Consider the following 13,174-nt stretch of genomic DNA (forward strand, 5'->3'; position numbering starts at 1 on the left):
CGGATCCCCGACGCGGGGCGAGAACGCGTTCTACCCTGGACGCATGACCAGAACCCCCACCGCGCGCGATCTCACGCTCGCGCAGATCCTCGAGCGGCAACAACAGGCGTTCCTCGCCGATCCCCAGCCGGGCGTGAAGATCCGCCGGGACCGGATCCTGCGCCTCAAACGCCTCGTCCTGGACAACGCCGCCGACCTCACCGAGGCGATGCGCGAGGACTACGGCTCCCGGCCGGAGACCTTCTCCACCCTCACCGACATCGCCTCCTCCATCCCCGACCTGGACCACCAGCGCGGCAACATCAAGAAGTGGATGCGCCCCACGCGCGTGTCCCGAGCCCTGGAGGCGGTGGGCTTCACCCAACAGGTCCGACACGACCCCAAGCGGGTCGTCGGCATCATCGGACCGTGGAACTTCCCGCTGTACCTCACGATCGTGCCCGCCGGTTCCGCCCTCGGCGCCGGCAACCGGGTGATGATCCGGCCGTCCTCGGTCACCGCGCACACCACCGAGGCCCTGTGCCGGCTGGCACCGGAGTATTTCGCCGTCGACGAACTCGCGATCGCCGGACCCGAACACGGCCGTGGTTCGGACTTCTCGGTCCTGCCCTTCGACCACCTGTTCTTCACCGGCTCGCCCGGGGTCGGCAAGTCCGTCGCCAAGGACGCCGCGGAGAACCTCACCCCCGTCACCCTCGAACTGGGCGGCAAGAACCCGGTCCTAGTCGACACCAGCGCCGACATCGATCGGGCTGCGCGCAGCATCGCGTCCTCCCGCCTCGTCAACGGCGGTCAGGTGTGCATGTGCCCGGATTACGTGTTCGTCCCCGAGGACCGACTGGACGCGTTCTGCGACACCGTGCTCGACCAGTGGCGCACCAGCCTGCCCGCGATCGTCGGCAACCCCGAGTACACGGCGACCGTCAACACCTCGAACTACGAGCGGATCGTCGGCCTGATCGACGACGCCGTGGGGAAGGGCGCCGACAAACGCGACGCCGCGCCGGCCGGCGAACGGCTGCCCGACCCGGTCGGCCGCAAGATCGCGCCCACCCTGCTCACCGGCGTGACCCCGGACATGGAGATCGACTCCGAGGAGGTGTTCGGCCCCGTCCTCACGGTATTCGGCTACAGGGGCCTCGACGAGGCGATCCGCTACGTCAACGACCGGCCCAGCCCGCTCGTCCTGTACTGGTACGGGGACCGAAACGACCGCTTCGAGACCGTCGCCGACCGCACCCGCTCCGGCAACATCTACGGCAACGACTTCGGGATCGGCATGGCCTCGTCCACCATCCCGTTCGGCGGCGTCGGCAACTCGGGGATGGGCGGGTACCACGGCCACTACGGCTTCCGGACGTTCACCCACGAGCGGGCGGTGGCGCACCACTCGTTCGCCTACAACGTCTCGGAGATGATGGTGCCGCCGTTCACCAAGGACAAGCAGCGGATGGCCTCGGGATACCTGAGGGCGATGCAGGTACGGACACGGCTCAAGCTGTAGTCGTCGCCCGGCTGCGGGCCTGCCGTGAGGCCCGCAGCCGGACCGGTCACTCTCCCCGGAACTCGGGCGTGCGCTTCTCGGCGAAGGCCCGCGGGCCCTCCTTCGCATCGGCGGAGGCGAAGACCCGCCCGCCCACCTCGGCGTCGACGCGGAAGGCCTCCTCCTCGTGCATGCCCTCGGTGCGACGGATGGTCTCGATCATCCCCCGGACCGCCAGCGGACCGTTCGCGGAGATGAGGTCGGCGATCTCCAGGGCCTTGTCGAGGGCCGATCCGTCGTCGACGACGTGGCCGATGAGCCCGAACCGCTCGGCCTCCTCGGCGGTGAGGTGGCGGCCCGTCATGAGGACCTCCATCGCGACGGTGTACGGGATCTGGCGCACGAGCCGGACCGCCGAACCGCCGAGCGGGTACAGGCCCCACCGCGCCTCGGAGACACCGAACTTCGCGGACCGTCCGGCGACGCGGATGTCGGTGCCCTGCAGGATCTCGGTCCCGCCCGCGATGGCCGGCCCCTCGACCGCGGCGATGAGCGGCTTGCTCAGTCGACGGCCCTTGAGCAGGGCCGGGAGCGTCGTGAGATCCCAGCCGCCGCCGGCGAACTTGTCCCCCGGGGCGTCGGAGTTCATGGCCTTGAGGTCGGCGCCCGCGCAGAAGAACCCGCCCGCGCCCGTGAGGATGCACGCCCGGATGTCGGGGTCGGAGTCCACCAGGTCCCAGGCGGCCTCCATGCCCCGCATCATCGGCCCGGACAGGGCGTTCCGGGCTTCGGGGCGGTTCATGGTGACGATCAGGACGTGCCCCCGCCGCTCGGTGAGCAGGTGCTGGTCCTCGGGGGTTGCGGCGCTGGTCATCTTCGGCCTCCTGGAGGATTTCTTTATGCCTGGTTCGATGTAACCCACACCACGGGAAGGTAACACGTTCTAGTTTGGGGGCATGGCGTACACCATCGGAGATCTCGTAGAACACAGCGTGGACCGTGTCCCCGGCCGGCTCGTGCTCGTCCAGGGTGATCGTGAGCTCAGCTTCCGGGAGTTCGAGGACCGTGCCAACCGACTCGCCCACCACCTGCAGTCGGTGGGGGTGGGGCCCGACGACAAGGTCGCGGTGTACAGCCGCAACACCATCGAGGCCGTCGAGGCCATGGTGGCGATCTTCAAGATCCGCGCGGTCATGGTCAACGTGAATTTCCGCTACGTCCCGGCCGAGCTGGAGTACCTGCTGGACAACTCCGACGCCGTCGCGGTGATCCACGAGCGGCGGTACTCGCAGACCCTGGCCGAGGCCCTGCCCAGGACCCCGGGGGTCCGGCACTGCCTGGTGTTCGAGGACGGGACCGACGGACCGGACCCGGTGGTCCCCGAGAGCGTCTCCGTGGCGCACTACGAGGACGCCCTGGCGGCGCAGTCCCCGGAGCGGGACTTCGGCGAGCGCTCGAACGACGACATCTACATGCTGTACACGGGTGGCACCACGGGCTCGCCCAAGGGCGTCATGTGGCGCCAAGAGGACGTGTTCATGGTCCTGGGCGGTGGCATCGACTTCCTCACGGGGGAGCGGGTCGCCGACGAGTGGGAGTTGGCGAACAAGGCTGTCGACGGCGGGGTGCTGGTCCGGGCCGCGCTACCGCCGCTCATCCACGGCGGAGCCCAGTGGGCGATCCTCATGGCCCTGTTCGCCGGTCACACGAGTGTGCTCATCCCGGAATTCGACGCGGAGACGGTCTGGCAGACGGTCACCGACCGCAAGATCAACCTGATGTTCATCACCGGTGACGCGATGGCGCGACCGATGATCGAGGCCTGGGACGCGGAGAAGTACGACCCCTCGTCGCTCTTCTACATCGGGTCCTCGGCTGCCCTCTTCTCGCCCTCGGTCAAGGACCAGTTCATCGAGGCCTTCCCCAACGCGATGATCTCGGACTCCATCGGTTCGTCGGAGACGGGTTTCTCGGGCATCGCACTGGCGGAGAAGGGGAAGACCCACACCGGCGGTCCGCGCGTGAAGATCGACGGCGAGACCACGGTCCTCGACGACGACGGCAACGAGATCCGACCCGGATCGGATGTCATCGGCAAGGTGGCCCGGACCGGTCACATCCCGCTGGGGTACTACAAGGACGAGGCCAAGACCGCGGCGACGTTCAAGACGTACAACGGTAAGCGCTACTCCATCCCCGGCGACGACGCCCGGGTCGAGTCCGACGGCACCGTCACGATGCTCGGCCGCGGCTCGGTGTCCATCAACACCGGCGGCGAGAAGGTGCACCCGGAGGAGGTCGAGGCGGCCCTCAAGACGCACCCCGACGTGTTCGACGCGCTGGTGATCGGGGTCCCCGACGATCGGATGGGGCAGAAGGTCGCCGCCGTGCTGCACACCCGGGACGGCAAGTGCCCGCCCATCGAGGAGATCAACGAGCACGCGCGCACGGAGATCGCCCGCTACAAGTGCCCGCGCGCGGTCTGGGTCGAGACCTCGGTCAAGCGCAATCCCGCGGGCAAGCCCGACTACCGGTGGGCCGCGGACATCGCCGCGTCCCGCCCCGCAGACGACAGCCAGGAGATCAGCAAGTGAGCATTCGCACTTCCCTCACGGAGGAGTTCGGGATCGAGTACCCCGTCTTCGCGTTCACCCCGTCCAAGGCCGTCGCGGCCGCCGTGACCCGTGCCGGCGGCATGGGCGTGCTCGGGTGTGTCCGGTACAACGATGCCGCGGAACTCGACGAGGTCCTCACCTGGATGGACGAGAACACCGACGGCAAGCCCTACGGTGTGGACATCGTCATGCCCAACAAGGTCCCCACCGAGGGGAGCCCGGAGGACATCGCCGCGATGATCCCCGAGGAGCACAAGTCGTTCGTCTCCCGTGTCCTCGATGACCTCGGCGTCCCACCGCTCGGTGATGACGCCGAGCACAACGCAGGGGTGATCGGGTGGCTCCACTCGGTCGCCCAGTCGCACGTGGAGATGTCTCTCAAGCACCGGCCGGTGCTCATCGCCAACGCCCTGGGCTCGCCGCCGAAGCACATCATCGACCTCGCCCACGAGAACGGGATGAAGGTCGCCGCCCTCGCCGGCGCCACCAAGCACGCCCTGGCCCACGTCGACAACGGCGTGGACATCGTGATCGCCCAGGGCGGCGAGGCGGGAGGTCACACCGGCGATGTCGCGACGATGGTGCTGGTCCCCGAGATCGTCAAGGCCCTCGACGGCCGGGCCCCGGTGCTGGCCGCCGGTGGCATCGGCGACGGAACCCAGGTCGCGTCCGTGATCGGGATGGGCGCGCAGGGCGCCTGGATGGGATCGCGCTGGCTCACGGCCGCCGAGTACGCCGAGGACGGCGGGTCGCGGGCCATGCAAAAGGCGCTCGTGGCCGCGACCAGCCGCGACACCGTCCGTACCCGTATCTACTCGGGCAAGCCCGCGCGGCTGCTCAAGAGCAAGTGGACCGAGGCGTGGGCCGCCGCCGACGCGCCGGACCCGATGCCCATGCCCCTGCAGAACATCCTCGTCGCGGAGGCCCACCAGCGGATCTCCGAGGCGCAGGATCCCGAGGTCGTGGCGATGCCCGCAGGGCAGATCATCGGCTCCCTCGAGGGCGTGGTGCCCGTGGCCGAGACGATGGCGCAGATCGTCGCCGAGTACGAGGCCGCCGTCGAGCGACTGCGCGCGACCCTGGCCTGACCGGACGGGCCCGTCTCGCCGTCATCAGCCAGATCCGCTACTCCGATTCCGGATCCGCCAGCCCAATTCGGGTAGCAGATCGGGTATCGGGATAGCGGATTCTCGGCCGTCAGGTCGTCAGCAGGTCATCAGCTGGTCAGGACGAACAGCAGCATCGCGGCCCAGTGGCAGGCGAACGCGATCACGGTGCACGTGTGGAACACCTCGTGGAAACCGAAGACGCCGGGGGCCGGGTCGGGTCGCTTGAGGCCGTAGACCACCGCGCCGCCGGTGTAGGCGACGCCACCGACCATGACCAGGATGACGGCCGCGAGGTTGGCGGTGATGAGGTCGCCGGCGAACCACACCGCGGTCCAGCCGAGGCCGATGTACAGGACGACGTACAGCCAGCGCGGCGCGGACAGCCAGAACAGGCGGAACAGGATCCCCAGCAGGGCGCCCGACCACACGAGTGTCAACAGGATCTGGGTGGTCGGGGGCTCGAGTGCCGCCACCGTCATGGGGGTGTACGTCCCGGCGATGAGCAGGAAGATGTTGGAGTGGTCCAGACGGCGCATCAGGGCTGCGGCGCGTGGCCCCCAGTTCACCCGGTGATACAGGGCCGAGATCCCGAACAGCAGGGTCGAGGTCGCCAGGAACACGGCGCAGGCCCAGGTCAGCGCGGTCCCCTCGGCGAGCACGGTGAGCACGACGCCCAGCGCGATCGCGACGGGTAGGGTGCCGGCGTGAATCCACCCCCGCAGCAGCGGTTTGGGCGGAACGGGCGCGGAGATACCGAAGTCGTCGTCGGCGGCGACGGCATCGGCGTTGATGCCGTCGCCGGCGGGATGCTGCAGGTCGGGGTTCACGGCGTGGTTCACACGCCAAACCTACCGACGACCTCACCCGGGGGTGAAGGCCCCCGCACCGTCGGCGCGGACCCAGACCCTGTCCCCGGCCGATTCGGCGCCCAGCGAGCTGAGGTCGCGGGCCCGGAACTTGAAGCTGGCCGTCCGTGGTAGCGCGGCGGTCATCCGGAGCAGCGACGGCCACTGCTTGGGCCCGAGGTCGGGTTGGGCGGCGAGGAAATCACCGAACCCGCCCGCCAGGGCCGAGGCTTCTGCACCCTCGCGAGGCACCACCGCCGCGGCGACGGCGTCGCCGATGACGGCCGGGCCCCGCACCGTCTCCGCCGGCACGGCGTACACGCCGACCTCGGCCACATCGGGGTGGCGCCGCAGTACGCGTTCGATCGGTGCCGCCGCCAGGTTCTCCCCGTCCACGCGCATCCAGCCACCGGACCGGCCCGCGAAGTAGACCCATCCGTCGTCGTCGACGTACGCGAGGTCACCGGAGTGGAACCGGCCGCCGCGCATCCTCTCGGCGTCGGCGGCGGGGTCGCCGTAGTACCCGGAGAACAGGCCCGGCCCGTCGGCGACCATCTCACCCACGGACTCGTCGGCGTTGAGCAGGACACCGGCGTCGTCGAAGCGGGCGCGGGGGCGCTCGTCCCCGGACTCCGGGTCGACGATCCGCACCCCGTCCGGCAGTGGACCGAGCGCGGCGTCGGGGGTCCCGGGCGTACGGGTGACGGAGATGCCGCCCTCGCTGGAACCGAACCCGTCCACCACGGTGACGCCGAAGCGCCGGGCGAACTCGCGACGCACGTCGGCGGGCGCCTCGTTGCCGTAGACCACGCGCATCGGGTTGTCGGCGTCGTCGGGTCGCTCGGGGGTGGCCAGGATGTAGGACAGTGGTGCGCCGACGTAGTTGGCGAAGGTGCATCCGTGTCGCCGGACGTCGTCGAGCCAGTTGGAGGCGGAGAAGCGACGCCGCAGTGCGATCGAGCATCCGGAGTACAGGGCGATCGGCCACGCCACCATCACGGCGTTGGAGTGGAACAGTGGCATCGCGCTGTACACGCAGTCGTCCGAACCGATCCCGAACCTCTCGGCGAGCATGCGGCCGGGCACGGAGATCTTGCTCTGCGTGATCCGGACGGCCTTGGGGTCGCCGCTCGTGCCCGAGGTGAACACCAGGGCGACGAGGTCGTCGGGGCCGACGGGCACGTCCGCCACCTCGGGGAGCGCCGCGCCGGCGTGCCGGTCGAGCAGTGCGGTCCACTCGGGGGAGTCAACGGAGACCACGGGCACGCCGGGGTCGAGCCCATCCAGGAGGGCTTCGTTGTCGGTGTCCGTGAGGATGAGCGCGCAGTCGGCGAGGGCCGCGTCGCGGATCAGAGCCTCGCCGCGTCGCGTGGGGTTGAGCCCGGCCACGACGAGCTCCGAGCATGCCGCCGCGCCGAGCAGGTGGAGGTACTCGGGTGTGCCGGCCAGGAGGAGGCCGATGTGCGGGCGTGACGGTGACGACGACGATGGTGACGACGACGAAGGCGGCGACGACGAGGTCATCAGTTCCCGAAGCGCCGCGATCCGCACGGCCACCGCGCCGACGGCGTCCGACCAGGGCGTCAGCTGCCCGTCGGACCAGATTCCGCGGTCGCCGACGGCGGACAGGGCGTGCACCGCGTCGGCGACGGAGGTGAACGGCTGGGCGGCGACGTCCGCGATCGTCTTCACCGCGCCGCTCACGCCGAGTACTCCCAGGGGTCGCCTGCGGTGGCCAGCACGTCGCCCAGGTCGAGCAGTTGCCGGGTGGCGCCGCCGAGGCGGAACTCGTCGGCCTTCGCGGCGAGGAAGTAGCGGTGGGCGGGCTCGGAGCGGTCCAGCCCGACGCCGCCGTGGACGTGCACGGCGGTGTGGGCGAGGCGGTGGCCGGCGTCGCAGGCCCAGAAGTGGGCGGAGGCCACCGCCGCGTGTGCGGTCGGTCCGGGGTCGCCGCTACAGGCGTCGAGTTCGTAGGCGGCGCGCAGGGTGCTCAACCGGACGGCGTCGACGTCGATGGACCCGTCCGCCAGGCGGGCGGCGACGGCCTGGAACGTGCCGATGGGGCGACCGAACTGGTGGCGGGTGCTCGCGTACGCGGCGGTGCGCTCGAGCGCGGCCTCGATCACGCCCCACTGGTGGGCGGCAAGGTGGACGCGGCGGCGCAGGGCATCGAACTCGAGCGCCGCGGCGGCGAGCGCGGTGGCGTCGCCGGGGTCACCGGTGACGAGCCCGCTGCACGAGTAGTCGACGGGGACCGTGCGTTCCACGGTGACCGCCGCGCCGTCCGTCACGTGTAGGCCGTCGGCCGAAGGCCGGACGATCACATCGGCGATCGGCGCCCAGTCCACCTCCGGTGCGGAGCCGGACCAGCCGTCGGCGACAGCGGCGATCTCGCGCCCCTCCGCCACGGCGGTGGCGCGGTCGGTCTGCCCGGCCGCCTCGAGCAGGTGGGCCGCGCGTATCGCGGGGGACAGGGGAACCGGGGCGACGACCCGGCCCAACTCGCGTAGGACCAGGGCCTCGCCGATCACCCCCAGTCCGGCGCCGCCGAGCGACTCCGGGGCGAGGGCGGCCGGGACGCCGGCCCGGACCAGTTCCTCCCAGTATCGGGCGTGGAACCGGGCGGTGTCGCGGTCGGTTCCGCCGGACTCGGTGCCGGGGCCGAACCGGGCGTCGAGTTCTCGCAGGGAGTCGTCGGTGACCAGACGCTCGCCCATGTCACGGACGAGGGCGGTCAGCTCCGCGGTGGTGTCGTCGACGGAGAAATCCATGTCAGCGCTCCTTCCGGGCGGTGCTGGCGGACGGCGCGGGGGCGACACGTGGCGCCGGGGGCAGCCCCAATCCGGCGGTGGCGATGATGTCGCGCTGCACCTCGTTGGTGCCGCCCCCGAAGGTGAGGATGAGCGCCGATCGGTGGAGGCGCTCGATGCGCCCGTGCAGGGCGGCGGTCGGGGAGTGGGAGCGCTGGTAGCCGCTCGATCCGAGGACTTCCATGAGCAACCGGTAGGCCTCGCACGCCGTCTCGGTCCCGTACACCTTGGTCGCCGACGCGGCGATGCGGGTGGGCGCGGCGGTGCCCGCGGAGACGATCTCCCAGTTGCGCAGGGCCAGGTACTCGGCCATCGCGTGGACGCGGGCCAGGTGGGTGCGCACCCACTCGTTGTCCATGACGGTGCCGGCCCCGGGCATGCCGACGTCCGCCGAGCGGGTGGTGCGCGCCCACTGCACGACCTGCCGCAGTGAGGCCTGCAGCGGCCCCGCCGAGGTCAGGGCGACGCGCTCGTGGTTGAGCTGGTTGGTCATGAGCGGCCAGCCGCCGTGCTCGGGGCCCACGAGGTTGCTCGCCGGGACCACCACGTCCTGGTAATAGGTGGCACTGGTGTCCGGGCCGGCCATCGTGTGGACCGGGGTCCACGAGAAGCCCTCGGCGTCGGTGGGCACCATGATCATGGAGATGCCCTTGTGGCGCTTGGCGTCCGGATCGGTGCGCGCGGCCAGCCAGATCCAGTCGGCGTACGCCACCAGCGACGTCCACATCTTCTGACCGTTGATCCGGTACACCTCGCGGCCCTCGTGCTCACCGGTCCCGGGCTCGCGGACCGCCCGCGTGCGGAGCGACGCGAGGTCGGTGCCGGAGTCCGGCTCGGAGTAGCCGATGCCGAAGTGCAGCTCACCGCGGCTGATCCGGGGCAGGAAGTAGTTCTTCTGCTCGTCGGAGCCGAACGCCATGATGGTGGGCGCCACGGAGTTGATGGTGAGGAACGGTACCGGGACGCCGGCGATCGCGGCCTCGTCGGTGAAGATGAGTTGCTCGATCATCGGCCGGTTCTTCCCGCCGAATTCTTCGGGCCACCCCAGGGTCAGCCAGCCGTCTCGGCCCATCTCCGCGACGATCTCGCGGTACGCGTCGCCGTGCCCGTACTCGCCGGTGGTGGAGGTGAAGGCCTCGCGTCGTTCAGGGGTCATCAGTGCCGAGAAATACTCGCGCAACTCCCCGCGCAGACGTTCCTGGCCGGTGGTGTAGGTGATGTCCATATGCCCTAAGCTCATCGGTGAGTGGAACACGTTCTAGTGTCGTGTCTCACATAGTATCCAACCATCTCGCGGCCATGGTGGCCGTGGGTGCGACCGAGGAGGACGGCATGAGGATTGAAGTCGATCCCGACCGCTGCGAGGGGCAGGCCGTGTGCGTCGGCCTGGCGCCGAAGGTCTTCGAGCTGAACGACGACGACGAGGTCGTGCGTGTGATCGTCGACGAGGTCCCCGAGGACCTGCAGAAGCGCGCACTCAAGGCTGTGGAGAAGTGCCCGATGGCCGCGCTGAAGGCCGCGGAGTGACCGCGGGGATGGGTCGGGAGAAGCTCGACGCGGACCTCTCACTCGACGGGCGGGTCGCCGTGGTCACCGGGTCCGGCTCGGGTCTCGGCGCGGCCGAGGCTGTCGAGCTCGCCAGGTCGGGCGCGGCCGCGGTGGTCATCAACGACATCCGCGCCGGTGAAGCCGCGGACGCGGTGATCGCGGACATCGAGGCGGCCGGAGCCAAGGCGGCACTCGTCGTGGGCGACGTCTCCGAGCGGGAGACAGCCGACGCCATGGTGGCCGAGGCCCTCAAGCTCGGTGGGCTGCACGTGGTGGTCAACAATGCCGGGATCACGCGCGACAAGATGCTGTTCAACCTCTCCGACGAGGATTTCGACGCGGTCGTGAAGGTGCATCTGCGCGGTCACTTCCTGCTCACCCGCAATGCGGCCGCCCACTGGCGCGAGGAGAGCAAGAAATCCGGGGGGCCGGTCTACGGCCGGCTCATCAACACCTCGTCGGAGGCGGGGCTCTTCGGCCCGCCCGGCCAGGCCAACTACGGCGCGGCCAAGGCCGCGATCACCGCGCTGACGCTGTCCGCGTCGCGGGTGCTGGAGCGCATCGGCTGCACCGCCAACGCGATCGCCCCGCGCGGTCGCACCGGGATGACGGAGGCGGTCTTCGAGCCCTGGGACCCCTCCGAAGGGCCGGATCCGCTCTCGCCGGACCGGGTCGCGGACCTCGTGTCCTACCTGGCCTCGCCCGCTGCCGCGGACGTCACGGGTCAGCTGTTCGTGGTATACGGCGGGATGGTGGCGCTCGTGGAGGCGCCCGTCGTGGAGAAGAGGTTCGACGCAGAGGGCGGCGTATGGGACCGTCGCGAGTTCGCGGATGCGATCTCCGGGCACTGGTCAGGCCGCCCGGAGGGCAAGTCCTTCTCCGCTGCGGAGATCATGAAGCTCTGAGTGGCGGGCCCGTCCCCGGCGTGATCGACGTCGATCGCGCCGGGGACGACTTATTGGTGTGTCGGGCGTGTTAGATTCCCCCGACGCGAGCTGGCGGGGGCACCGGTCGGGGGGATGGGGAAGCCCTTGTCAGATAGAACGTGTTCTAGCTACTATGTAATCTGGGTCACGATGAACCGGTCACTTGTTCAGTTTGGTGTGACCGGGGGATGAAAGAAGACAGGAGGGGGGCGATATGGCGAGAGTTCTCGATGCGCCGCTTAAGGGAGTCGGCGATTTCGTCGCCATGAGTCTCGACACGTTCGTGTCCTTCCCGTCGATCGTGCGGCAGGGCCGGGAGTTCGTCGAACAGTCCTGGTTCATCGCCAGGGTCTCCATGATGGCCACCATCCTGGTGGCGATCCCGTTCACCGTCCTGGTGAGCTTCACGCTCAACATCCTGCTCCGCGAGATCGGTGCGGCCGATCTGTCGGGGGCGGGGGCCGCGCTCGGCGCCGTCACCCAGGTCGGTCCCATGGTCACGGTCCTCATCGTGGCGGGGGCCGGGGCCACCGCCATCTGCGCGGACCTCGGGGCCCGCACCATCCGCGAAGAGATCGACGCGATGGAGGTCCTCGGGATCGACCCGGTCAAGCGCCTGGTCGTCCCCCGGGTCGCCGCGTCCACCTTCGTGGCGCTGCTGCTCAACGGCCTGGTGTGCACGATCGGCATCCTCGGCGGTTTCCTCTTCTCGGTTCTTCTGCAGGGCGTCAACCCGGGCGCCTTCGTAGACGGGATCACCCTGCTCACGGGCCTGGGTGAGCTCATCCTGGCGCAGATCAAGGCCGGCATGTTCGGCATGCTGGCCGGGCTCGTGGCCTGCTACAAGGGCCTCTACGTCCGGGGCGGGCCGAAAGAGGTGGGCAGCGCTGTGAACGAGACCGTCGTCTTCGCCTTTATGGCCCTGTTCGTCGTCAACACCGTGCTCACGGCGGTCGGCGTCAAGGTCCTGGGGGCGTGAGGTGGCCGTCATCGAGACCACCCGGTTCCCGCATCTCGCGCGGGCCCGGCACCACACCGTCGGCAGGGCCGACGACTTCGGCGGCATCGCCCTGTTCTTTTGGCGAGCACTGCTGGCCACGCCGCGGGCGCTCACCCAGTACCCGAAGGAGACACTGCGGCTCATCGCCGAGATCGCCATGGGAACGGGTGCGCTGGCGATGATCGGCGGCACAGTGGTGATCGTCGGGTTCCTCACCCTCGCCACCGGCGGCGTGATCGCGGTCCAGGGCTTCTCCTCGCTCACCGACGTCGGGGTCGAAGCGCTCACCGGCTTCTTCGCGGCGTTCATCAACGTCCGCATCGCCGCACCCGTGATCGCTGGCATCGGGTTGGCCGCCACCATCGGTGCCGGCGCGACGGCCCAGCTCGGGGCGATGCGGGTGTCCGAGGAGATCGACGCGCTGGAGGTCATGGCGATCGACTCGATCACCTACCTGGTCTCCACCCGGATCGTCGCCGGGATGATCGCCGTGGTGCCGTTGTACTCGCTCGCCGTCATCGCCTCGTTCCTGGCGAGCCGGTTCGCGACCGTGCAGATCTATGGTCAGTCCGGCGGCGTCTATGACCACTACTTCTCGACGTTCCTCATCCCCACGGACATCCTGTGGTCCTTCGTTCAGGCCATCGCGATGGCCATCGCGATCATGCTCATCCACACCTACTACGGCTACAACGCCGCCGGCGGTCCCGCCGGCGTCGGCTCGGCCGTGGGCAACGCCGTCCGCACCTCGCTCATCGCGGTGGTGACCGTAACCCTTCTCTTCTCCCTCGCGATCTACGGCGGAGACGGCAACTTCAACCTGTCAGGATAGGAGGCG

General features: G+C 69.7%; 12 protein-coding genes. 7 read left to right on the plus strand and 5 right to left on the minus strand.

Annotated features, from left to right (window positions below):
* The first annotated feature begins 43 nt into the window (after positions 1-43).
* Complete coding sequence (locus AYO52_RS00970; protein ID WP_067711880.1) at positions 44-1,504, plus strand: aldehyde dehydrogenase family protein; 1,461 nt, start codon at positions 44-46, stop codon at positions 1,502-1,504.
* A 46-nt stretch (positions 1,505-1,550) separates the two neighbouring features.
* On the opposite strand, the gene AYO52_RS00975 is transcribed toward AYO52_RS00970, so the two are convergent.
* Entirely contained in the window at positions 1,551-2,357 is an 807-nt protein-coding gene (locus AYO52_RS00975) for a crotonase/enoyl-CoA hydratase family protein (protein ID WP_067711883.1), read from the minus strand.
* A gap of 82 nt (positions 2,358-2,439) precedes the next feature.
* On the opposite strand from AYO52_RS00975, the gene AYO52_RS00980 reads away from it, so the two are divergent.
* On the plus strand, positions 2,440-4,077 hold the full coding sequence (locus tag AYO52_RS00980; RefSeq protein ID WP_067711885.1) for an acyl-CoA synthetase: 1,638 nt from the start codon (positions 2,440-2,442) through the stop codon (positions 4,075-4,077).
* A gap of 2 nt (positions 4,078-4,079) precedes the next feature.
* A complete protein-coding gene (locus tag AYO52_RS00985) occupies positions 4,080-5,186 on the plus strand; it encodes a nitronate monooxygenase family protein (RefSeq protein WP_067712132.1) in 1,107 nt (368 codons plus the stop codon).
* Positions 5,187-5,314: 128 nt separating this feature from the next.
* Here AYO52_RS00985 and AYO52_RS00990 read toward each other — a convergent pair whose 3' ends face one another.
* From AYO52_RS00990 to AYO52_RS01005, 4 genes are read right to left on the minus strand one after another with little or no spacing between them, the layout of a single operon-like run.
* Positions 5,315-6,046 (minus strand): hemolysin III family protein, encoded by a 732-nt coding sequence (locus AYO52_RS00990; protein ID WP_172812080.1) that lies wholly within the window; start codon positions 6,044-6,046, stop codon positions 5,315-5,317.
* Positions 6,047-6,067: 21 nt separating this feature from the next.
* Complete coding sequence (locus tag AYO52_RS00995) at positions 6,068-7,756, minus strand: AMP-binding protein (protein ID WP_067711887.1); 1,689 nt, start codon at positions 7,754-7,756, stop codon at positions 6,068-6,070.
* Positions 7,753-8,823, minus strand: a complete 1,071-nt coding sequence (locus AYO52_RS01000; RefSeq protein ID WP_067711889.1) for an acyl-CoA dehydrogenase family protein — start codon at positions 8,821-8,823, stop codon at positions 7,753-7,755. The genes AYO52_RS00995 and AYO52_RS01000 overlap by 4 nt, the downstream gene beginning before the upstream one ends.
* A 1-nt stretch (position 8,824) precedes the next feature.
* Positions 8,825-10,087, minus strand: a complete 1,263-nt coding sequence (locus tag AYO52_RS01005) for an acyl-CoA dehydrogenase family protein (protein WP_067711892.1) — start codon at positions 10,085-10,087, stop codon at positions 8,825-8,827.
* A gap of 107 nt (positions 10,088-10,194) precedes the next feature.
* Here AYO52_RS01005 and AYO52_RS01010 point away from each other — a divergent pair, with 107 nt between their 5' ends.
* From AYO52_RS01010 to AYO52_RS01025, 4 genes are all read left to right on the plus strand, one after another.
* Positions 10,195-10,389 (plus strand): ferredoxin, encoded by a 195-nt coding sequence (locus AYO52_RS01010; RefSeq protein WP_067712138.1) that lies wholly within the window; start codon positions 10,195-10,197, stop codon positions 10,387-10,389.
* A gap of 8 nt (positions 10,390-10,397) precedes the next feature.
* Positions 10,398-11,315, plus strand: a complete 918-nt coding sequence (locus AYO52_RS01015; protein WP_067712141.1) for a 3-oxoacyl-ACP reductase — start codon at positions 10,398-10,400, stop codon at positions 11,313-11,315.
* 235 nt (positions 11,316-11,550) lie between these two features.
* Positions 11,551-12,315, plus strand: coding sequence for an ABC transporter permease (locus AYO52_RS01020; RefSeq protein WP_067711895.1), 765 nt, complete (start codon positions 11,551-11,553; stop codon positions 12,313-12,315).
* 1 nt (position 12,316) lies between these two features.
* Entirely contained in the window at positions 12,317-13,168 is an 852-nt protein-coding gene (locus AYO52_RS01025; protein WP_067711897.1) for an ABC transporter permease, read from the plus strand.
* Positions 13,169-13,174: the final 6 nt, after the last annotated feature.

The sequence above is a fragment of the Dietzia sp. 111N12-1 genome, from assembly GCF_001658045.1.
GTDB lineage: Bacteria > Actinomycetota > Actinomycetes > Mycobacteriales > Mycobacteriaceae > Dietzia > Dietzia kunjamensis.